Below are 22,818 nucleotides of genomic sequence, written 5' to 3' on the forward strand. Positions count from 1 at the left end.
GCCGGGGAGCCAAATGACCGACACCACTGCCCCCATCGCACAGAAATCCGGCCCCCGCGTTTCGGGTGCGCTTCATCGGCTGCTGGCCTTTTCCGGCCTGATCGCGCTGGTGGTGGTGTTCTCGCTGGCTTCGCCCAATTTCATGCAGACCCAGAACGTGCTCGCCATCCTGCAGGCGACGTCGGTGAACGGCGTGCTGGCGGTGGCAGCGACCCTGGTGATTATCACCGGCGGCATCGACCTCAGCGTCGGCACGCTGATGACCTTCTGCGCCGTCATCACCGGTGTGATCCTGACCTATTGGGGGCTGCCGCTGCCGCTGGGCGTGCTCGGCGCCATCCTTGCCGGCACCGCAGTGGGACTTGTGTCCGGCACCATCATCGCCAAGCTCAAGGTGCCGCCCTTCATCGCCACCCTCGGCATGATGCTGATCCTCAAGGGCCTGTCGCTGGTGATCTCGGGCACCCGGCCGATCTACTTCAACGACACGCCCGGCTTCACCCAGATCGCTCAGGGCTCGCTGGTCGGCGCCGTCATCCCGGCGCTGCCGATTCCCAACGGTGTGATGATCCTGTTCGCGGTGGCGCTGCTTGCCGCTTTCGTGCTCTCACGCACCGCGCTCGGCCGCTACACCTTTGCGCTCGGCTCCAACGAGGAGGCGGTGCGCCTGTCCGGCGTCAATGTCGATCGCTGGAAGATCGCCGTCTATGCCACGGCCGGCGCCATCTGCGGCGTCGCCGGCATCCTCATTGCCTCCCGCCTCAATTCGGCGCAGCCGGCGCTGGGGCAGGGCTACGAACTCGACGCCATCGCTGCGGTGGTGATCGGCGGCACGTCGCTGTCCGGTGGCCGCGGCACCGTGCTCGGCACGCTGATCGGCGCCCTCATCATCTCCGTGCTGGCCAATGGCCTGCGCATCCTTTCGGTGGCCCAGGAATGGCAGACGGTGGTGACCGGCACCATCATCATCCTGGCCGTCTATGCCGACATCCTGCGGCGCCGCACCCTTTAGGCGCCGACGATCCCCGCGCCTCGAGGCGCCAACAAGAGGCGGCGAACGCCCGACACGACGAATGCAACACCAAGGGAGGAAGAACCCCATGCTTACGAGACGCACCCTGCTCGGCGCCCTCAGCGCCGTCGCCATGCTCACCGCCACCGCCGGTGGCGCGCTGGCCCAGGAGAACTACGACATCGCCCTGATCTCCAAGGGCTTTCAGCACCAGTTCTGGCAGGCCGTGAAGGCCGGTGCCGATCAGGCCGCGGCTGAGCTTGGCGTCACCGTCACTTTCGAGGGGCCGGAGAGTGAATCGCAGGTCGACCGGCAGATGGACATGCTGGCTGCCGCCCTGTCGCGTGGCCCGGATGCGATCGGCTTCGCTGCCCTCGACTCCCAGGCAGCCACGCCGCTGCTGCAGCAGGCCAATGATGCCGGCATTCCGATCATTGCCTTCGACTCCGGCGTCGAGAGCGACATTCCGCTGACCACCGCCACCACCGACAACGTCGCCGCGGCGGCGCTCGCGGCCGACAAGATGGCCGAACTGATCGGCGAGGAAGGCAAGGTCGCCGTGGTTGCCCACGACCAGACCAGCCGCACCGGCATCGATCGCGTTGACGGCTTCGTCAACCGCATCGAGGAAGCCTATCCGAACATTGAAGTGGTGACCGTGCAGTATGGTGGCGGTGACCAGTTGCAGTCGACCGAGATCACCAAGTCGATCCTGCTGGCCAACCCGGACCTCAAGGGCATCTTCGGGGCCAATGAGGGCTCGGCCATCGGCGTCGCCAATGGCAAGCAGGAACTGGGCAGCGAAGTCGTCGTCATCGGCTTCGACTCCGGCGCCGCCCAGAAGGGCATGGTCGAGAGCGGCCTGATGGCCGGCGCCATCACCCAGAACCCGGTCGGCATCGGCTACGAGACCGTCAAGGCCGCCGTCGCCGCGCTGAACGGCGAGGAACTGCCGGAAGTCATCGACACCGGCTTCTACTACTACGACGCCTCCAACATGACCGACCCGGAAATCGCGGCGGTTCTGTACGACTGATCAATGCAGGGGCCGGTGCGTGCCGGCCCCTCACCCTGACCCTCTCCCCAAAGGGGCGAGGGGACGCCGCGGCGACGCCGGTGAACCATCCGCCGCTGCGACGAAAGCTGGAGCCTTCGCCTCGCCCCTCCGGGGAGAGGCCGCCGCGCAGCGGCGGGTGAGGGGGCGATGCCGCAACGGACGCTGAATTGACCAAGATCACCTCCCTCGCCACGCACGACCTGCGTTTCCCCACCTCCGCAGCGCTCGACGGGTCCGACGCGATGAACCCGGACCCGGACTATTCGGCCGCCTATGTGGTGCTCGGCACCGACGGCGCGCATGAGGGGCACGGGCTGACCTTCACCATCGGCCGCGGCAACGAGGTGGTGGTGGCGGCGCTGCGCGCGCTCGAGGCGCGGGTGGTCGGGCTCGAACTCGACTGGATCGAGGAAAATCCCGGCCGCTTCTGGCGACACATCACCGGCGACTCGCAATTGCGCTGGATCGGTCCGGACAAGGGCGCCATGCACCTGGCGACCGGCGCCATCGTCAATGCCGTGTGGGACCTGCTGGCCAAGCGCGCCGGCAAGCCGGTCTGGCGCTATGTGGCCGACATGAGCCCCGAGCAACTCGTTTCCATCATCGACTTTCGCTATCTCACCGACGCGATCACGCCGGATGAGGCGCTGGCGATCTTTGAGCGCGCCCAGGCCGGCAAGGCCGAGCGGATCGCCAGGCTCGAGGCCGAGGGTTACCCCTGCTACACCACCTCCGCCGGCTGGCTCGGCTACTCCAACGAGAAGCTGACGCGGCTCGCGACCGAGGCCGTTGAGGCCGGTTTCACCCACATCAAGATGAAGGTCGGGCGCGACCTCGAAGACGATATCCGCCGACTCGAGATCGTCCGCTCCATCATGGGGTCGGATCGCTATCTGATGATCGACGCCAACCAGGTCTGGGAAGTCGGCCAGGCGATCGACTGGGTGAAGGCGCTGTCGCGCTTCAACCCCTATTTCATCGAGGAACCGACCAGCCCTGACGACGTCGCCGGCCACCACGCCATCCGCGAGGCCATCGCCCCGGTCAAGGTCGCGACCGGCGAGATGTGCCAGAACCGCATCCTGTTCAAGCAGTTCATCACCCAGGGCGCCATCGACATCGTCCAGATCGACGCCTGTCGCCTCGGCGGGCTCAACGAGGTGCTCGCCGTGCTGCTGATGGCCGCCAAATACCGCCTGCCGGTCTGGCCGCACGCCGGCGGCGTCGGCCTCTGCGAATACGTCCAGCACCTGTCGATGATCGACTACCTGGTGGTATCCGGAACCAAGGACGGGCGGGTGATCGAATATGTCGACCACCTGCACGAGCACTTCCTCGACCCCTGCGTGATCCGCGACGCCGCCTATATGCCCCCGCAACGGCCGGGATTTTCCATCGAGATGAAGCCGGAGTCGATCAGGGGGAATGCGTTCCGGGGGTAGGCGAGCCGTTCCCTGAAATGCCTTCACCGCCTCGTCATTGCCGGGCTTGTCCCGGCAATCCAGTGGAGGAGGGCCGTCTGGACCACCGGGACAAGCCGGTGGTGACGATGTGGAGAGACGTGCTGACGGACTCTCGACAGTGTGGTCCTCGATGGAGACACTATGCGATCGTCCTCTAGCCCGTGTCCCACCGTATCGTCATTGCCGGGCTCGTCCCGGCAATCCAGTGGCGGAGCGCCGGTCTTGACCACCGGGACAAGCCCGGTGGTGACGATGTGGAGAGACTTGCTCATGTACTCTCGACAGTGTGGTCCTCGACGGAGACACTATGTGATCGTCCTCTAGCCCGTGTCCCCACCGCATCGTCATTGCCGGGCTCGTCCCGGCAATCCAGTTGCCGAGGGCCGTCTGGACCACCGGGACAAGCCCGGTGGTGACGATGTGAAGAGAGCGGGACCCTTCAGTCGGCGTCGAAGAGCTGCCAGGTGAGATCAAGCCACTCAGGGTTCTGCGCCTCGATGAGGTTCAGCTTCCACTGACGAGGGTACTTCTTGATGTTCTTCTCGCGCTGGATGGCGTCCACCACCCAGTCATGTTCCTCGAACCAGACCAGTGTCCTGACGCCGTAGCGTGAGGTGAAGCCGGGCGTGAGCTGGTGGCGATGTTCAAGCAGGCGGCGGGAGAGGGAGGAGGTTACGCCCGTGTAGAGCGTGCCATTTCGGCGAGAGGCAAGGATGTAGACGTATCCCTTCATCGCACCGCCTCCATCCCTTCGTTACCTTCGTCATTGCCGGGCTTGTCCCGGCAATCCACTTGTAGCGCCTCGGCGTGGACCACCGGGACCACGCCCGGTGGTGACGATGTAGAGGTGTCGGTGCTCTCTCTACACCGCCATCGCCCACTCGCCGCCGCGCATCACCGGCTCCGTCGAGCCATCGGCATTCACCCCGTCGATGTCGATCTTGTCCGAGCCGATCATCCAGTCGATGTGGATCAGGCTCTTGTTGCCGCCCTGGGCTTGGATTTGCTCCGGCGTCAGCTCCTTGCCGCCTTCGAAGCAGTCGGCGTAGCACTGGCCCATGGCGATGTGGCAGCTCGCGTTCTCGTCGTAGAGCGTGTTGTAGAACAGGATGCCTGAGGCTGAGATCGGCGAGGAATGGGGCACCAGCGCCACTTCGCCGAGGTGCCGGGCGCCCTCGTCGGTGTCGAGCACCTTGTTGAACAGGTCCTGGTTCTTCGATGCCTTGAACTCGACCAGCCGGCCGCCCTCGAAACGGGCGTACATGCCCTCAATCAACGAGCCGTTATGCGACAGCGGCTTGGTGCCCGAGACGTGGCCCTCGGCCCGCATCCGGTGCGGGGTGGTGAACACCTCCTCGGTCGGGATGTTGGGGTTGCAGGTGACCCCGTTCTTGGCTTCCGAAGCGCCGCCCTTCCAGCGGTGACCATCGGCGAGGCCGATGGTGAGGTCGGTGCCGGGGCCGGTATACTTCAGCGCCGAGAAGCGCTTGCCGTTGAGCCAGGTCCAGCGCGCCTTTAGGTTGGCGTTGTGCGCCTTCCAGGCGCCGATCGGATCATCATTGTCGACGCGCGAGGCCTTGAAGATCGCGTCCGCCAGCTTGCCGACCGCGATCTCTTCGGAATCGTCGGGAAACACCAGCTTGGCCCAGGCCGGGGTTGGGTAGGAGACGATGTTCCAGTTGATGTCGAAGCCGGTGATCAGCTCCAGCGCCGGGCGATAGGCGGCGGAGTTGGCGCGCATGGCGCGGGAGACCTTCTCCGGGTCTTGGCCGGCCAGCATCATCGGATTGTCGCCCGAGATGGCAAGGCGCGCGGCGTTGTTGCGGAAGGCCTCGGCCATGCCGGCGTAGAGCCATCCGGCCGAGCGGTCGAAGCTCTGGTCGTTGGCGTATTTGTAGCGGGCGAGGGTGGCTTCCTCGTCCGAATAGATGGTGGTGACGAGACCGGCCCCGGCCTTGTAGGCGTGCTCGGTGATGCGGCGGACCAGCGGCGCAGCCGTCATCGGCGCGGTGATGATGAGGTCCTGGCCCTCGGCGAGTTGCAGGCCGACCTTGATGGCGACCTGGCCGAGCTTGTCGAGCTTGTCGGGATCGATGGGAGAAGTCATCGGGCGTCTTGCCTCTTGGTGTTGCGATTTCGAGGGGCGAGCCTAGCCGCGCCGGCTGCGCCGCGCCACCGCAATTCCGATTTGATCCTGGTCAAGGCGGCGCCGCCGGACGGGCCGCACAAGTGGGGCATCAACACCGGGAGTTCGTCATGACCCTCACCATCGTCGCTGCCGCCGTGATCGCCATCTTCGCCGTCTTCGCCGTGGCGCTCGCCTATGCCCAGTTCACCACGCGCGATCTCTTCGTCGCGGAATAGCGCCCCGCGCCAGCACTGTTGCCGTCGCGCATCACTCAAGCGCGTCGCAGATTCTTGACCATTGGCAACGGCGAACGGTTTGGCTACAAACCGTTCGCCGCTTTTCGTTTTCGTTCCAGCAAGGGAGGCGCAGTGTGACAGCACCCATGTTCGCTTCCCCAGTGGGCAATTCGCGACTCTAGGTCCGTTTTGCTCCCCGCGGCCCGCCGATCAAGGCCCGCCGCCCGCGGTTTACTCCCAACCCGATCCAGCAGCCGACCCGCCACACGGCCGTTTTGCCTCCTGGTTCTGCTGCGCCAGCCATAATCAGTTCAGAAGGACCGGCTGCCGTCCTGGCGCCGGACACCCCCAATGACTCGCAAGAAGTTCGATTTCCGCGCCGACGCCTTCCGCAACGTGCTCGGCTTCACCTTCGATCACTGGCGCCGCCAGCCCTGGCGCGTCGCCACCATTGCCCTCTTGGTGATGCTGGCCACGCTGGCTGAAGCACTGAGCCCGCTGTTTGCCGGCCGGCTGGTCGACGCGGTGGCGGGCGGCGGCAATGACGCCATGACCCTGGCGCTCACCGCCTTCGTCACCATGTCGGTGCTCTATCTCGGCTCCGTCGTGCTGCGCCAGTTCGTGTTCTTCAACATCATCGCCCTGACGCTGAAGATGATGGGCGAGATCGCCGCCAGCGCCTTTCACCGGGTGCAGCGCTTCTCGACCGACTGGCACGCCAACAGCTTCGCCGGCTCCACGGTCCGCAAGATCACGCGCGGCATGTGGGCGCTCGACCTGATGAACGACACGCTGCTGGTGGCGCTGCTGCCGTCCACCGTTATGCTGGTCGGGGCCACCGTGATCCTCGGCTCCTACTGGCCCGCCATGGGTGTGCTGATCGGGGTCGGCTCGCTGGTCTATGTGGTGGTGACGGTCATGCTGTCGACGGGCTTCGTCGCGCCGGCGGCAACGCTCGCCAACGCCTGGGACACCCGCATGGGCGGCGCGCTGGCCGATGCGGTGAGCTGTAACAACGTGGTCAAGGCCTTCGGCGCCGAACATCGCGAAGAAGAGCGGCTCGAGACGGTGATCAGCAAGTGGGACAGCCGCACCCGCCGCACCTGGAAGCGCGGCACCCTCAATGGCGGCGCCCAGGGGCTGATGATGGTCGTCATGCAGACGGCGATCCTGGGTCTTGCCCTCTGGCTCTGGTCACAGGGCCAGGCGACGCCGGGCGACATCGCCTTCGTCCTCACCATGTTCTTTCTGCTCTCGGGGCATCTGCGCGATGTCGGCCAGCACATCCGCAACCTGCAGCGCTCGGTCAACGACATGGAGGAACTGGTGAACCTCTATGCCCAGCCTCTCGGCATCGAGGACATGGCCGGTGCCAAGCCGATCCGCATCACCGACGGAGCCATCGAGTTCGACCGGGTGACCTTCCAGTATGGAGCGCATCCGACGCCGCTCTATCGCGACTTTTCGGTCACCATCCCGGCCGGCGAGCGGGTGGGTCTGGTCGGCCATTCCGGCTCGGGCAAGACCACCTTCGTCAAGCTGATCCAGCGCCTCTATGACGTGAAGGAAGGCCAGATCCGCATCGACGGCACCGATATCGCCGGAGTGCAGCAGTCGAGCCTGAGGAGCCAGATCGCCATCGTGCAGCAGGAGCCGATCCTGTTCCACCGCACGCTCGCCGAGAACATCGCCTATGGGCGTCCCGATGCCAGCCGCGCCGAGATCATCGAAGCGGCGAAGCAGGCCAACGCCCATGACTTTATCATGCACCTGCCCAAGCAGTACGAGACGCTGGTGGGCGAGCGCGGGGTGAAGCTCTCGGGCGGCGAGCGGCAGCGCGTCGCCATCGCGCGGGCGTTCCTTGCGGATGCGCCGATTCTCATCCTCGATGAAGCGACCTCGAGCCTCGACAGCGAAAGCGAGGTGCTGATCCAGGAGGCCATGGAGCGCTTGATGCAGGGCCGCACCACCTTGGTGATCGCCCACCGGCTCTCGACGGTGCGGGCGCTCGACCGGCTCCTGGTCTTCGACAAGGGCCGCATCGTCGAGGAAGGCAGCCACGAGCAGTTGATCCGCCTCAACGGCGGCATCTACCGCCGCCTGTTCGAGCGTCAGGCGCTGGAGCTGACCAAGGGATTGGTGGCTTAGGGCGAGATTGGCGGGGGGCGCCGTACCCCCACCCATCCTCCCCCTGAAAGGGGGAGGGGTGCGCTGGTGGTTTGAACTGGCCAGTGAACCACACGCGATGTGATCCCTCCCCCGCCTTCGGGGGAGGCCAGGTGGGGGCTATTGGCCTCACACCACGTTCAGCGACACATCAAAGCCCTTCCGCGACACTTCGCTATAGGGGCAGATGATGTGGGCGCGTTCGACGATGTCCTGCACCTTGGCCTTGTCCATGCCTGGCACGTCGACCCTGAGTGCCGCCTCGATCCAGAAGCCCTCGCCGTCTTCGCGATCCTTGAAACTCACCTCGGCGGTGACCTTGGCGTCTTCCGGAATCTTGTCGCCGCTCTTGCGGGCGGCAGCCTTCATGGCGCCGAGAAAGCAGGCCGAATAGCCCACCGCAAACAACTGCTCCGGGTTGGTACCGCGGGCGCCGTCGCCACCCATCTCCTTCGGCGTGGTCAGCGTGACGTCCAGAACGCCATCGTCCGTCGCCCCGTGGCCGGAACGGCCGCCGGTTGAGGTCGCACGGGCGGTGTACATGATCTTCGGCATGGATAACTCCTTGCTCGGGTAAAACTCGGTTGCAGCCCTCGTAGAGCCGAGGGACTTCAACACGAAACGGGCTGGCGCGGAAGGGTCAGCTCCGGTCGCGATCCTCGGCGGCGTATTCGCGCTTGGTCTCCACTTCGGTGTGGACCCGTTCGCCGAGCGTGCGCTGGCGGTTGCGCATGATGCCGTAGATGGCTGCCGCCGCGAGGATCGCCACCCCCACGGTCAGAAGGATCAGCCAGATGCTGGGGCCCGCTTCCATTTCCATGTTTTGCACTCCGTTTACCGGGTGCAACGACAAGCAGGGCGCAAGGGTTGCCGGGCGCTAGAAGCCGCGCTCCTGGTGCTCGTGCATATAGGCGACTTCCTCGGCGGTGCTTTGGCGCCCCAGCGCCGCGTTGCGGAACGGGAAACGCCCGAACTGGGCGATGGTGTCGCGGTGCTTGGCCATGTAGTCGACCTGCTCTGGCTCGCCATAGGCCTCGAACAGCCGCAATCCCTCCTCCTGGATCACGACGGACTCCGCGTGCATGAACGGCATCAGCACGAACATGCCGGCAGGCTTGCCGATGGCCTCGTGCACCCCGAGCGCGACGGCCTCCTGCGCAAGAACCAGGGCCATCTTGTCCTGCGCGAAGGCGTCGGCACCGCCGCGATGGAGCTGGCGGGAGAACTGGTCGAGCACGATGATCTCGGCTAGCCGCCCTCGTGGTTCCTGACGCCAGGCCCAGGCTTCGCCGCGGGCGACCACCTGGTGTGTTTCCCTGAAGCGCGCGGCGAGCGCTGCATCGAACTCGTCCGTGCGCGCGAACCAGTGGTCAGGTCCGTGCTCCACGAACCAGAAGTCGAGCACGTCCTCGAATCCCCGCATGTAACCTCCTAGGCTGCGACCAGCCGGATGATGTTGCCAAACGGGTCGGAGGTCGCCAGCCACCCGCCTGCATCCGACACGGTTGAACCAGCGGCACGCAGCCGGCCGGCGAGAGCCTCGAGGCTCTGGTCCTCCGGCAGGCGGATGGTGAACCAGCTCAAACCGGCTGTCGAGCTGGGCGCGACCTTTGCCTGCGGACCCGACCAGATGTTGAAGGCGATGGTGTGCGGCATGTAGTCGAGCCCGACATCACCCATGCCGAAGGAATGGATGAGAAGGAACCCGCCGAAGCCGACCACGTCGCGGTAGAAGTGCATCGCCTTGGCGAGGTCGGTCACGTGCAGGTGGATGTGGCCGATCCGGGTGCCGGCAGGCATGCTCGGCTCCAGCACCGGCTGCTCGCCGAGTTCGGCCAGCAGCCCTTCGAGATCGATCGGGTCGCGTCCGGAATGGGTGCGGCCATCGGCGGTGACGGCATAGCTCTCGCCCTTGTCGGGATCCCCGAGGCTGCCGCGCCACGGCGTCTCGAAGGTGATTTCGATGCCGTTGCCGTCGAAATCCCACAGGTAGATGGCTTCGCTGACCAGGTGGTCCGTGGGCGAGATGCGCACATTGCGCTGGAGGGCACGAACGGCCATCTGCGCCAGGTCGCGGCGGGTCGGCACGTGGATGGCAACGTGATAGAGACCGACGCTGCGCGGCACCACCGGGCTACTGGCGCCGTTCTCGAGTTCGATCAGCACCTTGCCGCCGGCGCCGAGTTGCATCACCGGGCCGTCTTCAGAGACCAGCTCGAGACCGACGACATCACGCCAGATGGCGAGCGCCTTGGTGCGGTCGGTGACGCGCAGGCGCACGGGACCGAGTTGGGTAGCGAGGGGCAGCACGGGCTGCGAGCGGACATTGGTCTGTACGGAAGCGTCGATCATGACTTCGGCCTTTCACGCCGGGGAGCATTTGTTGCCCCTAATCTGGAGGCTGGCGCGGCCAGCCTCCAGAGCGCAATCGCCGAACAGTCCGGTCGTCACTCCTGCGGCACGGCGTAGGCGATCACCGCATCGCTGATCGGCGTTTCCATGAAGTGGTGCCCGCCGGGCGCGATCACCACATACTGGCGTCCGTCCACCTCATAGGTCATCGGCGTGGTCTGCCCGCCGCCGGGCAGCTCGTCCGTCCATACGGTTTCGCCGGTTTCCACGTCGATCGCGTGGATCAGGTTGTCGGTCGTGGCCGAGATGAAGATCAGCCCGCCGGCCGTCACCACCGGTCCGCCATTGTTCGGGGTGCCGATGTCCAGCGGCAGCATCGAGGGGATGCCCCATGGACCATTGCGGCGCGCCGTGCCGAACGGCCGGTCCCACACGGTCTCGCCGGTCGCGAGGTCGATGGCGCGGATCCCGCCATAGGGCGGCTCGGTGCACAGCAGACCGGTCCACTGGCGCCAGCCGGCATTGACGTCGATGGCATAGGGGGCGCCGATCTGCGGCCCGGCTTCACCCAGGGCGGTCTCGCCCTGACCCGCACCCGCGTCATAGATTGGAACCAGCCCGGCCTCGTCGGCCTCCTCGCGCGGCACCAGCCGGTTGTGGTTGGGCATGTTGTTGTAGTTGGCGATCAGCAGTCCGCGCTCGACATCGATCGCGACGCTGCCCCAGTCATTGCCGCCATTATAGCCCGGGTACTGGAGCCAATGGGTGTCGCTGGTCGGGGGCGTGTAGATGCCCTGGTAGTGCGACTGGCGGAACTGAATGCGGCACCAGAGCTGGTCGATCGGCGTCATGCCCCACATGTCCGCTTCCGTCAGGTCGGGGAAGGCAAGCGTGTGGTAGGCCGAGAACGGCTGTGTTTCTGCCAGGTATTCCGGCTCGACGCCACCCGTCGGCACCGGACGGTCCTCCACCGGGAACAGCGATTCACCGGTCTCGCGGTTGAGGATGTAGATGTCGCCCTGCTTGGAGGCGAGCACCAGTGCCGGCACCGTACCGTCGGCCGTCGGGAAGTCGACCAGCGAGGGCTGCGAGCCGAGATCGTAGTCCCACACGTCGTTGCGGACGGTCTGGAAGTGCCACACGTCGTCGCCGGTCGTGGCATCCACCGCCACCAGCGAGGTCGCGTACTCGTTTTCGAGCTCGCTGCGGTTGGAGCCGTAATAGTCGACGGACGAGTTGCCGAGCGGCAGATACACCAGCCCCAGTTCCTCGTCCGCGGCGGCGATGGTCCACATATTCGGCGTGCCGCGGGTATAGACCTCGCCTTCCGCAGGAGCGCCGCGGTTGTCGGGGTTGCCAAGGTCCCAGGCCCAGGCGAGTTCCCCGGTCACGGCATCATAGCCGCGGACCACGCCCGAGGGCGCATCCTCGGCCTGACCGTCCTTGACCTGGGCGCCCAACACGGCAATGCCGCGCACGATGGTCGGCGGCGAGGTCACCGCATACCAGCCCGGTACGGTGTCGCCGATCCCTTCCTCGAGGTTCACCTGGCCGTTGACGCCGAAATCGGCGCAGGGCTGGCCGGTGGTGGCATCAACGGCGATCAGACGCGCATCCAGCGTGCCCACCAGAATACGGGCGGCACAGGCCTGGTCGGCCGGCGCATCGGGTATCTGGTAGTAGGCGACGCCGCGGCAGGTGGCGCCATAGGGGATCGCATCCTCCGATACTTCCGGATCGAAGCGCCACTCCTCGAGGCCCGATGCGGCATCGATCGCGATCAGGATGTTCATCGGCGAACACAGATAGAGGTTGTTGCCCACCTTCAGCGGCGTATTCTCCGGCGAGTACTTACCCTCGGCGGCCTCGGACGGCATGTCACCGGTGTTGTATTCCCAGACGCGCTCGAGCTGGTCGATGTTCTCGCGGGTGATCTGCGACAGCGGTGAGTAGCGCAGCGCGTGGTAGCTGCCGCCATAGGCGGGCCAGTCGGCACCGACCTCCAGTTGCGGCTCCGGTTGCGCAGCGGCCAGGGTGGTCTCTGCCGGGGCAGCATCGCCCTCGGTCGGGTCTACCGGCGCGGCGGTGCCGGTGTCAGGGCTGGCCGCCTCGCTTTCCGCGCCGGCGGGATCGGCGGGCGCCGCAGGCTCAGCTGCATCGGCTTCGGCTGGATCGGCTGGTTCTGTCGGAGTTGCCGGAGTTGCCGGCTCTGGCTCAGCCGGTTCGGCTTCTTCCGGTGCCGGTTCGGCAGGCGCCGGCTCAGCAGGGCTCGGCTCGGCTGGGGCCGGGGCAGGGGTTTCCTGCGCCACAAGGCGCGCATCGCTGGCGGTGGTCAGCACCATCAGCGAGGCGCCGAGCGACAGCACGCCGACAGCGGCGGCGGCAAAGGCGCCCCGCGCCACCCGTGCCGGTCCGCGCAGCGCCGGAATGCAGAGCAGCACCAGCACCAGGATGACGGTCGGCCCGACAAGGCGCGGCACCTGCGCCCATCCATCCATGCCCTTCTCCCACAACGCCCAAATCAGCGTGCCCAGGAAGGTCAGCAGATAAATCCAGACTCCCGCCATCGAATGGCGGAACAGGAAAAAGGCGGAAACAACGAGGCCAAGCCCCGCAAGCGCATAGTACCAACTGCCGCCCAGCGTGATCAGCCAGATGCCGCCGGCAAAGATCGGCAGCCCGAAGACTGCCATCACCAGTGCCAGAACCAACACTGCCCAGTACCCGAAACCGCGCCCACGGTCCGCCATTTCGCCTCTCCCGATTGTGGCCAATTGCGGGCGCAACGAAGGCGGACGGATGTGGTTCCGATATTCGGTTAGCTTATGTTGGTTCCAAGCAACCGCTGCAGCTGCTGCACGATCGCTGCAGCTTCGTAGGGTTTGCGAACCACCGTAACCGCTGCGTGCTGTTCCGGCAGGGCGCCGCCATCGCCATAGCCGGTGGCGAAGAGGAACGGGATGCCGCGCTCGGCCAGGGCGTCGGCCACGTCGGCCGAATTCTCCGCGCCTAGATTCACGTCGAGGATAGCGGCGTCGATGGGCTGCTTCTGCACCACCGACAAGGCCTCACGCACGCTCGGCGCGGTGGCGACGACCTCGATGCCGGCATCGGTCAGCATCTGCTCGAGATCGAGCGCGATCAGCATCTGGTCTTCAACGATCAGCACCCGGCGTCCGGCAACCGCATGCACCGGCTCCGCCACGGTGGGCGCCTCCAGCATGCTTTTCCCCGCGCTCGCCCGCTCCACGGAGACGAAGCGGCCGGGAACGCGGAACTTCGCCACCACACCGTCAGGGTTGTAGGCAACATGGCTGTCGCCACCGAGGTCGAAGGGCACCGACCGGTCGATCAGCACGGTGCCGAAGCCCCGCCGTGACGGCGGCCGCACCGGCGGACCGCCGCTTTCGACCCAGTCGAGGTGCAGGGACCCGGTTTCCGCAACGCTCCAGGCGACCTTCAGCCTGCCGCCGGATCGCGACAGCGCGCCATACTTCGCCGCATTGGTCGACAGTTCGTGCAGCACCAGCGCCATCACGGAGAAGGCCTGGGCGTTCAGCCACACTGCGGGGCCGCTGAGTTCCACCGTGCGGCCCTCGCCGCCATAGGGCGACAACTCGGCCCGCACCAGCTCCGCGAGCCCGCCGCCGCCATCACCGCGGATCACCTGATCATGCGCATGCGACAGCGCCTGGATGCGCCCGCGCAGTGACTGGACGTAATCTTCCAGCGAATGCCCGCTCTCGGAAGGCTGGCTCACCAGCGACTTGATCACCGCCAGGATGTTCTTGACCCGGTGGTTGAGCTCTTCGTTCAGCATTCGCTGGCGGAGTTCCGCCTTGTTGCGCTCGTCGGCCAGCAATTCGCTGTGCCGCAGCGCCACTTCCACCAGCGCCGCGCGGGTTGCCTCGGCAAACTGCCGCTCCGAAGCCGTCCATGGCGCGGACTGCTGGCGGACCGTTTCTTTCCAGATGGCAAAGCTCTTGCGCGGCGTCAGCCGGTCGCCCATCGGGCCGGTTTCGTAGACCTTGTCCGGATTGCCCGCCCAGTCCAGCGTGTGCACCAGCTCCTTGCGGAAGAAGAACATGTAGTCGCGGGGACGCTGCGACAGCGGAATGATCAGCATGCCCGAGGCGTCCGGCGCATACTCCTCCGCACCGGGCAGCACAGCCGAGAGCTGGTGCGTCGCCCACACGCGGCCCTCGGTGGCAGCTTCGGCAAAGCGCACCAGGCTTGCCGACGCCGCTGCGGGCGGGACGGTACCGCTCGTGGTCCACTTGCCGTCGATCCACAGCGCCTGCCCGTCGGACGCGATCAGTTCCTGGAACTCAGGCAGGCGCTCGCGCAGGATTTGCCCGAAATCGCGGCTGCCAGAGCTGGCTTGGAGGAAACGGTCGAGCAAGGCGCGGGCGCGGGTCGCTGCATCCAGCGTTTGCTTGCGGTGCAGGGCCTCGAGATGCAGCGAGAAGAACTGCCCGAACATTTCGGCGGCCACGCGCTCGGCCATGGTCAGCGTGCGCTGCGAGTAGTGATGGCAGGCGATCAGCCCCCACAACTGGCCCTCGACAATGATCGAGATCGACATCGAGGCGCCGACGCCCATGTTGCGCAGATACTCGCAATGGATCGGCGAAACGCTTCTCAAATGCGCGAAGCTGAGGTCCAGCGGCTCGCCCGAAGCATCGAGCACGGGCTCAACCGGCACCGGCTGCGGATTTGAGTTCGAGATGATGCGGATGGTGTTCTTGAGATAGAGCGCCCGCGCCTGCTGCGGAATGTCCGACGCCGGGAAATACTGGCCGAGAAAGCTCTCGAGGTCGCCACGCTTGGCTTCACTCAGCACCTTGCCGGCGCCGTCCGCCCCGAAGCTGTAGATCATCACCCGGTCGTAGTGCAGCATGCCCTGGATCAGCCGGGCGGTGTCGCGGATCAGCCGGTCCACCGTCTCGATCGCGGCGATGCGCCCGATCATCGCCCTTGCCAGTTCCAGCGGCGGCGCGATGGCGTCATCGGCCGGCTCCAGCTCGACGATGGCGGCGCCCTTGAAGCGGTGCACCGACACATCGAAGCGGCGGCCACTGGGGAGCGTCTGACCGAACAGCAGCGCGGCCCGGCTGCCCTCCTGCGTCCGCGCCAGAGCGTTGCGGACCGAATGGGCGACCTCCTGCCCGAGGACTTCGGCCAGGTTGCGCCCGTTGCAGTCGCTGACGGTGCCGAGCATGTCATCCAGGTTGCGCGAGTGCCGGCGGATGGTGATGGCGCTCGCATCGCAGGCAATCAGGCACCCATGCGACTGGATGCTGCCCGGAATGTGGATCGGCTCGCGGTCGCAATTGGTCAGGTCGACCCGGCTAGGAGCGTTCATGCTGCACCTCCCTGTGTGCCGCAAGGGCGAGTGAGAACAGCGCATGAGCGCCCGCACGGGCATCCACACGATCGGCGTCGGAGGTGTCGAGGAGGGCGAGGAACCGCGGCCAGCGCTCGCGATCGGCCGCCTGCTGCGCCAGGTGCCGCGCGCCGAAGGCGCCGCTGAGCCCCAGCGCCTCGGCCCGCCGCAGCAACAGGCGCGCCCCGATGCCCGAGCCTTCGAGCACATAGTGCGCCCCGAGCCTCCAGGCTTCCGACAGCTTGGCCTGGGGCAGGGCAGGCGCTCCGGCGCGCGGCGCGCAGCCGAGATCGGCAAGATCGCGCTCCGCGGCGTTCACGATGCTCAGTGCAGCCCAGCTCGACTCCCGTGCCGGCAGCGCCGATTCAGCGGCCCGCCGGAAGGTGTGGCTGGCCACGAGGTACCGCCGATACTCCGCCAGCGTGCCGAAGCCGCCGACGAGATCGTCGAGCTGCTGGTGAATGTCACGGGTGGCCTGGCGCAGGTCATCGCGCAAGGAGGCTTGAGGCACGTGGCGGGAGCTTTGCGTGGTTGGCGTCGTGCCAACCTATGCCCTCCGGCTCCCTACGTCACCAACTATTCCGCCGGACGGTGATGGAAACCCGTGGCGCAGAGCGAGTTTAGCCGCCGAGCAGAGCCGGATCGACCAGTGCGCCGCGGTGCCCGATGACGATTCCGGCCACCCGGTGCGCTGCTTCTGCCGCGTCCCGCAGCGACTTTCCTGCAAGCCGGGCACTGAGATAGCCGCCGTTGAAGCTGTCGCCGGCGCCGGTCGCATCCACCACCTGTGCCGCTGGCGGTGGTGCGACACTCACTTGTTCGTGTGCTGTGGCGATCAGGGCCGGCTTGGCGCCGTTCTTGACCACAACTTCCTCCACCCCGAGCTCGAGATAGCGCGCTGCGGTCTCTTCCGGCGAGGCGTCGCCGAACAAGGGGGCCTCGTCGTCATGGGTCGGCAAGACGATGTCGCAGAGGCTCGCCGCGGCCGTCAGCACGCCCATCATCGCGCGCTGGCTCGACCACAGCGCGGGGCGGATATTGGTGTCGAACGCCACCTTCGCACCGGCGTCGCGCGCCTTGACGACCGCCCCGAGCAACCGCCCGCGGGCGCGGGGCGCCAGGATCGCGAGCGTTATGCCGGAGAAGTAGACCATGCTCGCGCCATCGACCGCTGCATGCAGCGCCGGCTTGTCGTCAGCCAGCAGCTTGGCTGCGGAGGTGTCGCGCCAATAGGTGAAATGGCGGTCGCCGGCTTCCTGGTGGATCAGGTAGAGCCCGGGACGGCGGTTGGCGATAGTCTGGATACGGCCGGTGCCGATGCCGTTGCTGTCGAGGAAACCGCGGATATCTCGGGAGTAGCGGTCCTCGCCGAGCGCTGTCACATAGTCGACGTCCCAGCTCTGCGGCAGCAGGGCGCGCATATACCAGGCGGTGTTGAGGGTGTCGCCGGCATAGCCGAGCCGGTATTGCCGGTCCTCGCCGCCGCTCATTTCGATCATGCATTCCCCGATGCTGACGAAACGCTGTGCCACGCCGATCCTCCTTGTTGCGTCCGGCATATGCAGGTAAAGGCGGTCCCATCGCAAGCCCGATCTTCCATACAAGAACCGCAGCCGCTATGGTGCCGCGGTCACCGCTTCGGAGTTTCCCATGCCGCGCCTGAGCGCCGCCATTCTTGCCCACCCACCAGCCGGGGCCGCCGTGCCCAGCTATGATCGCAGCGCGGTTACCCCCGGCATCGTCCACTTGGGCATCGGCGCCTTTCATCGCGCCCACATGGCTGTCTATGTCGATGATCTGCTCGATCGTGACCCGAGTTGGGGCATCGTCGGGGCAAGCCTCCGTCGGCCGGACACCAAGGAGGCGCTGGAGCCGCAGGACGGCCTCTACACCGTTGCCATTCGCGACGCCGCGGGCACCCATCCGCGCATTATCGGCTCGATCCTTGGCGTGCTGGACGCCAATGCCGAGCGCGAGGCGCTGATCGCACTGATGGCCTCACCGGAGATTCGCATCGTCTCCCTGACGGTGACCGAGAAGGGCTATTGTCATGATCCGGCAACCGGCGAACTCGACGCGCGCCACCCCGACATCGTCCACGATCTTGCCAACCCGTCGGCGCCGCGTTCGGCCCCGGGATTGATCGTCGAGGCGCTTGCCCGCCGCCGCGCCGCCGGCATCGCGCCGTTCACGGTGCTCTGTTGTGACAACCTGCCGTCCAACGGCGCCACGGTGAAGCGCATCGTCACCCGCTTCGCCGCCCTGCGCGAGGATGGCTTCGGTGACTGGGTCGCGGAGCAGGTGGCATTTCCTTCCACCATGGTCGACCGCATCGTGCCGGCCACCACCGACGCCGACCGCGAAACCGTTGCCGCGCTGATCGGCGCCGAGGATGCCTGGCCGGTGATGGCCGAGCCGTTCACCCAGTGGGTGATCGAGGATGAGTTCACCAGCGGCCGCCCAGACTTCGCCGCCGCCGGTGCGCAACTCACCAGCGAAGTTGAGCCCTTCGAGCGCATGAAGCTCCGCATGCTCAACGGCTCGCACTCGACCATTGCCTATCTCGGCTACCTTGCCGGTCACGAGCACGTCTCCGATGCGGTTGCCGATCCGGCTTTTCGCAAGCTCATCCATGGCTTGATGACCGAGGAAGTCATCCCCACCCTGCACATGCCCGATGTCGACCTGGCCGCCTACCGTGACCAGTTGCTGGAACGCTTCTCCAACCCGGCCCTCAAGCACCGCACCTGGCAGATCGCCATGGATGGCTCGCAGAAACTGCCGCAGCGCCTGCTCGGCACCATCCGCGACCGGCTGGCCGCCGGCGGGTCGACCACCCGCCTCACCCTCGGCGTCGCCGCCTGGATGCGCTATGTCACCGGCGTCGATGAAGACGGCGAAGCCATCGACGTCCGCGATCCGCTCGCCCTGCGCATGATGGCCATCGCCGCCGACGCCGGCGAAGATGCCGAAGCCCTGTTCGACGGGCTCGCTGCCCTCAACGAAGTCTTCGGCACCGATCTGGCCGGGAACAACGTGTTCCGCAGCGCCGTGGTAGGCCACCTCGATACCTTGTTCGATGAAGGCGCGGCGGAGACGGTGCGGCACGTGGCAGGATAGGGCCTCATCGGCCTCGCGCCAAGACTGGATTGCCGGGACAAGCCCGGCAATGACGACGCGATAGGAGGGGGCCGAAAAAGGCGCGACGGCGGCGGAGCGGCCTCGATGTCCCCGCCATCGTCACCACCGGGCTTGTCCCGGTGGTCCATCCAGTGCTCGCCCGGCACCTCGGCCCATCACAACGTCATTCCCGCGCAGGCGGGAATCCACTCTGTTTGGCCGGGGAAGAAGAGATCCCCGCTTTCGCGGGGATGGCCTGTGGTTGGCGGGAAGCGCGGATGCTTGGCGAGGTCGGCGTGGATTGCCGGGACGAGCCCGGCAATGACGGCACGATAAGAGGGGGCCGACAAAGGCGCGAGGGCGCAGCGGCCTCGCTTTCCCCGCCATCGTCACCACCGGGCTTGTCCCGGTGGTCCAGGCAGTGCTCACACCGGCACCCTCCCTCCGCTAGGCACAACGTTTGGTTAGCGGGAAGCGGCGGATGCCTGACGATGCGATAGAAACGGGACCGCCCGACGCGGGCACGTTCCACCACGACCCAAACAAAAAGGGGCCCCGCGGCGCCCCTTCATCTCATTTCACCCAACTTACCGCTTCTTGCGGTCCAGCTGGTGATAGGCCCGCCGCGAGTGGAACTCGCAATAGGGGCCGCTTTCGAGGCTATGCTGGCCGCAGAAATAAAAGTCCGGGGTCAGCGGGTCGCCGATCGGCCACTTGCAGGTATGCTCGTTGAGTTGCAGCAGCGAGAGGCGCTTCTCTTCGGGGATGTAGAGCTCGGCCGCCGGGGCGACATAGAGCTCGGCTTCCATCTCCGGGGCTGCGGCCAGGGCAGTTGCACCGATGGTCTGCGGCCGCGGCATGGTGTGGCGCACCTTGGCGGCGGCACTCGCCGCGCCGCCGAGACCGGAACTCGTGCCGGTCACGCGGCGGGGCGCCGCCGGACGCGGAGCCGCCGGCCGGGCGCGAGGCGTCGTGTTGGTGGGCTTGGCGCGGGCCGACAGCTTTAGCCGGTGCACCTTGCCGATGACCGCATTGCGGGTCACGCCCTGGCCGAGCTCGCCAGCGATCTGGCTGGCGCTGAGGCCTTCCATCCAGAGCTTCTTGAGGAGCTCGACACGCTCCTCGGTCCAGCCTGCCGTTTGCGCTTCTGAAACCATCGTCAACACAGAATCCTTCCATGTGCTGCCACACGGCATGGCAGCCGTAGAACGCTAGGCGTCGTATGATAGGCGGGTCCGCCACACGATATGTCGTGTCTCCCGTTGATCAGCAGACTACCGCAGCGCTGGAATCGGGATCAAGAGTCGGGCTCCGATTTCCCCGACATTCCACCGGTTAAAATCTGCTTAACGATCAATGAGTCAAATCAGTCACTTGCGGGCGAATGATTGACTTCGGAGGCGAATTCGCCCTAACTCCACTGCCGAAAACGCGCTGCAAACAAGCGCGTTTTTGGTTTTTGTGGCGCTTTTGCCACGCTCCAGATGCCACCCCTGAAAGGAAGGCCCACCATGTCTGCGCTCTACGGCACGTATGCCCGGTCCGATCTCGCTTTCGAGCGGGGCGAGGGCGTGCGACTGTACGACCAGCAGGGCCGAGAATATCTCGATTTCCACTCCGGCATCGCCGTTAATGCCCTTGGCCACGCCGACCCGCACCTGGTGTCGACGCTGAAGGCTGCGGCCGACAAGATCTGGCACACCTCCAACGTCTTCACCATTCCCGAGCAGGAACGGCTGGGGCAGCGGCTGGTCGACCTTACCTTCGCCGACCGGGTGTTCTTTACCAATTCGGGTGCCGAGGCGATCGAGTGCGCCATCAAGACGGCGCGGCACTACTTCTTCGCCAAGGGCGAGCCGGATCGCTACGAGATCATCGCCTTCACTGGCTCCTTCCATGGCCGCACCCTCGGCACCATCGCCGCCGGCGGCAACCCGTCCTACCTCGAAGGCTTCGGCCCGCCCATGCCCGGGTTCAAGCACACCAAGCCGGGTGACCTCGAGGCGGTGAAGGCGCTGATCGGTCCGCAGACCTGCGGCATCCTGATCGAGCCGGTGCAGGGCGAGGGTGGCGTCACCGCCATGTCCGTCGAGTTCATGCAGGGCCTGCGCAAGCTGTGCGACGAGCACGGACTTGTCCTTATCCTTGATGAAGTGCAGTGCGGCTTTGGCCGGACCGGGCGCTTCTTTGCCCATGAATGGGCCGACATCACTCCCGACATCGTCGCTGTCGCCAAGGCCATCGGCGGCGGCTTCCCGCTCGGCGCGTGCCTCGCCACCGAAGAGGTCGCAGCCTCCATGGTGCCCGGCACCCACGGCTCGACCTATGGCGGCAACCCCCTCGCGTGCACGGTCGGCAATGCCGTGCTCGACCGCATCACCGCCCCCGGCTTCCTCGATCATGTGAACCAGATGGGCCAGCGCCTCGGCTGGCACCTACAGCAACTGGCGCAGAAATACCCGGACTACGTGCTCGAGATGCGCGGCAAGGGACTGCTCGCCGGTATCAAGATCGCGCCGCCGGTGCGGGACTTCGTTGCCCGCCTGCGCGACGACCACCAACTGCTCGCCATCGGGGCAGGGGACAACGTCCTGCGCCTGATCCCGCCGCTGATCATCACCGAGGCCGATATCGAAGAGGCCATGAGCAAGCTCGGCGCCGCCTTCGACGCCATCGAAGCCGAAACCGCCTCCACCGCCGCGGCGAGCTGACGATGCTGGTCTTCTACCATTTCGGCCGCCGCCGACGCGGTTTGTTCCCTCCGCCCTGAGGGGGCGGACGGGGTTCACGCCCCACCACACACTCGGTGTCACCCCGGCCTTGAGCCGGGGCCCATCCTGAGATCTCAAGATGGATCCCCGCTTTCGCGGGGATGACACCGGAAATGTTCAAGGTTCACGATGTCCCTTCGGACACAGGACCCAAGCGTCACAAAGGACCCCGGCCCATGACCACGACCGGCACCCCAAAGCATTTTCTTTCCATCGACGATTTCACCTATCCCGAACTGCGCGGCATGCTCGACGTGGCCGTGTCGCTGAAGGGCCGCCTCAAGGAGGGCGACCGCCCGCAGCCGCTCAAGGACAAGGTGCTGGCGATGATCTTCGAGCGCCAGTCCACCCGCACCCGTGTCAGCTTCGACGTCGGCATGCGCCAGCTCGGCGGCGAGACCATCATGCTCTCCGGCCAGGAGATGCAGCTCAGCCGCGAGGAGACCCTCGAAGACACCGCCAAGGTCATGAGCCGCTATGTCGATGCGATCATGATCCGCATCCTCTCCCATGCCGACCTGCTCGAACTGGCCGAAGGCGCGAGCGTGCCGGTGATTAACGGCCTCACCCGCCGCGCCCATCCGTGCCAGATCATGGCTGACCTGATGACCTTCGAGGAGCATCGCGGCAATATCAGCGGCGCCAAGGTCGCCTGGGTCGGCGACAGCAACAACGTGCTCCATTCGTGGGTGAATGCCGCCGAACTGTTCGGCTGCCAGCTCACCATCGCCACGCCCGAGGAATACAGCCCCGAAAAGGACCTCATGGAGGACATCCGCCGCGCCGGCGATGCCGTGCGACTGATCGAGGATCCGCGCGAGGCCGTGGAAGGTGCCGATCTTGTGATCACCGACACCTGGGTTTCCATGGGCGACGTCGATGCCGCCGAGCGCCGGCGGGTCTTGAAACCCTACCAGGTCAACACCAATTTGATGGCGCTGGCGAACAAGGATGCCCTGTTCATGCACTGCCTGCCCGCGCATCGCGGGGACGAGGTGACCGACGAGGTGATCGACGGTCCGCAGTCGGTGGTGTGGGACGAGGCCGAAAACCGCCTTCATGCCCAGAAAGCCATTCTGTGCTGGGCCTTCGGGGTCGAGACCAACTAACCCCGGCGGATCGCCCGC

18 protein-coding genes are annotated in these 22,818 nt (G+C 66.2%); 7 read left to right on the top strand and 11 right to left on the bottom strand.

Going from position 1 to position 22,818, the window contains the following annotated elements; genetic code table 11:
* Positions 1-13: 13 nt before the first annotated feature.
* The 3 genes from ACFSX5_RS11700 to ACFSX5_RS11710 all read left to right on the top strand — a co-directional run bounded on the left by ACFSX5_RS11700 (position 14) and on the right by ACFSX5_RS11710 (position 3,511).
* A complete protein-coding gene (locus tag ACFSX5_RS11700) occupies positions 14-1,012 on the top strand; it encodes an ABC transporter permease (RefSeq protein ID WP_386833638.1) in 999 nt (332 codons plus the stop codon).
* An 88-nt stretch (positions 1,013-1,100) separates the two neighbouring features.
* On the top strand, positions 1,101-2,048 hold the full coding sequence (locus ACFSX5_RS11705; protein WP_386833639.1) for an ABC transporter substrate-binding protein: 948 nt from the start codon (positions 1,101-1,103) through the stop codon (positions 2,046-2,048).
* 188 nt (positions 2,049-2,236) lie between these two features.
* Entirely contained in the window at positions 2,237-3,511 is a 1,275-nt protein-coding gene (locus ACFSX5_RS11710) for an L-fuconate dehydratase (RefSeq protein WP_386833640.1), read from the top strand.
* A 460-nt stretch (positions 3,512-3,971) separates the two neighbouring features.
* On the opposite strand, the gene ACFSX5_RS11715 is transcribed toward ACFSX5_RS11710, so the two are convergent.
* Positions 3,972-4,265 (bottom strand): GIY-YIG nuclease family protein, encoded by a 294-nt coding sequence (locus ACFSX5_RS11715; protein ID WP_386833641.1) that lies wholly within the window; start codon positions 4,263-4,265, stop codon positions 3,972-3,974.
* 129 nt (positions 4,266-4,394) lie between these two features.
* Positions 4,395-5,639, bottom strand: a complete 1,245-nt coding sequence (locus tag ACFSX5_RS11720; RefSeq protein ID WP_386833642.1) for an aminopeptidase — start codon at positions 5,637-5,639, stop codon at positions 4,395-4,397.
* Between the two features lie 608 nt (positions 5,640-6,247).
* Between ACFSX5_RS11720 and ACFSX5_RS11725 the strand changes: the two genes are divergently transcribed.
* Entirely contained in the window at positions 6,248-8,044 is a 1,797-nt protein-coding gene (locus tag ACFSX5_RS11725) for an ABC transporter ATP-binding protein (protein ID WP_386833643.1), read from the top strand.
* 147 nt (positions 8,045-8,191) lie between these two features.
* On the opposite strand, the gene ACFSX5_RS11730 is transcribed toward ACFSX5_RS11725, so the two are convergent.
* The 8 genes from ACFSX5_RS11730 to ACFSX5_RS11765 all read right to left on the bottom strand — a co-directional run bounded on the left by ACFSX5_RS11730 (position 8,192) and on the right by ACFSX5_RS11765 (position 17,359).
* Positions 8,192-8,617, bottom strand: a complete 426-nt coding sequence (locus ACFSX5_RS11730) for an organic hydroperoxide resistance protein (protein ID WP_386833644.1) — start codon at positions 8,615-8,617, stop codon at positions 8,192-8,194.
* An 85-nt stretch (positions 8,618-8,702) separates the two neighbouring features.
* Positions 8,703-8,882, bottom strand: a complete 180-nt coding sequence (locus ACFSX5_RS11735) for a hypothetical protein (protein ID WP_386833645.1) — start codon at positions 8,880-8,882, stop codon at positions 8,703-8,705.
* 57 nt (positions 8,883-8,939) lie between these two features.
* Entirely contained in the window at positions 8,940-9,485 is a 546-nt protein-coding gene (locus ACFSX5_RS11740; RefSeq protein WP_386833647.1) for a DUF924 family protein, read from the bottom strand.
* An 8-nt stretch (positions 9,486-9,493) separates the two neighbouring features.
* Complete coding sequence (locus tag ACFSX5_RS11745; protein ID WP_386833648.1) at positions 9,494-10,414, bottom strand: VOC family protein; 921 nt, start codon at positions 10,412-10,414, stop codon at positions 9,494-9,496.
* Positions 10,415-10,509: 95 nt separating this feature from the next.
* Positions 10,510-13,164, bottom strand: a complete 2,655-nt coding sequence (locus ACFSX5_RS11750; protein WP_386833649.1) for a membrane-bound PQQ-dependent dehydrogenase, glucose/quinate/shikimate family — start codon at positions 13,162-13,164, stop codon at positions 10,510-10,512.
* 68 nt (positions 13,165-13,232) lie between these two features.
* Positions 13,233-15,779, bottom strand: coding sequence for an HWE histidine kinase domain-containing protein (locus ACFSX5_RS11755; RefSeq protein ID WP_386833650.1), 2,547 nt, complete (start codon positions 15,777-15,779; stop codon positions 13,233-13,235).
* The gene (locus tag ACFSX5_RS11760; protein ID WP_386833652.1) at positions 15,766-16,296 is read right to left on the bottom strand and encodes a biliverdin-producing heme oxygenase; all 531 of its coding nucleotides are present in this window, start codon (positions 16,294-16,296) and stop codon (positions 15,766-15,768) included. The genes ACFSX5_RS11755 and ACFSX5_RS11760 overlap by 14 nt, the downstream gene beginning before the upstream one ends.
* Before the next feature lie 124 nt (positions 16,297-16,420).
* Entirely contained in the window at positions 16,421-17,359 is a 939-nt protein-coding gene (locus ACFSX5_RS11765; protein WP_386833653.1) for a sugar kinase, read from the bottom strand.
* Positions 17,360-17,450: 91 nt separating this feature from the next.
* Between ACFSX5_RS11765 and ACFSX5_RS11770 the strand changes: the two genes are divergently transcribed.
* Positions 17,451-18,920 (top strand): mannitol dehydrogenase family protein, encoded by a 1,470-nt coding sequence (locus tag ACFSX5_RS11770; RefSeq protein ID WP_386833654.1) that lies wholly within the window; start codon positions 17,451-17,453, stop codon positions 18,918-18,920.
* A gap of 587 nt (positions 18,921-19,507) precedes the next feature.
* Here the strand turns inward: ACFSX5_RS11770 and ACFSX5_RS11775 are convergent.
* Positions 19,508-20,077: a GcrA family cell cycle regulator gene (locus ACFSX5_RS11775; RefSeq protein ID WP_386835631.1), complete on the bottom strand. Its 570-nt coding sequence runs from the start codon at positions 20,075-20,077 to the stop codon at positions 19,508-19,510.
* Positions 20,078-20,431: 354 nt separating this feature from the next.
* Between ACFSX5_RS11775 and ACFSX5_RS11780 the strand changes: the two genes are divergently transcribed.
* Positions 20,432-21,631, top strand: coding sequence for an aspartate aminotransferase family protein (locus ACFSX5_RS11780; RefSeq protein WP_386833655.1), 1,200 nt, complete (start codon positions 20,432-20,434; stop codon positions 21,629-21,631).
* 236 nt (positions 21,632-21,867) lie between these two features.
* Entirely contained in the window at positions 21,868-22,800 is a 933-nt protein-coding gene (gene argF / locus ACFSX5_RS11785; RefSeq protein WP_386833657.1) for an ornithine carbamoyltransferase, read from the top strand.
* Positions 22,801-22,818 lie beyond the last annotated feature (18 nt).

Origin of the sequence: Devosia albogilva (assembly GCF_042685625.1) — a bacterium.
GTDB lineage: Bacteria > Pseudomonadota > Alphaproteobacteria > Rhizobiales > Devosiaceae > Devosia > Devosia albogilva.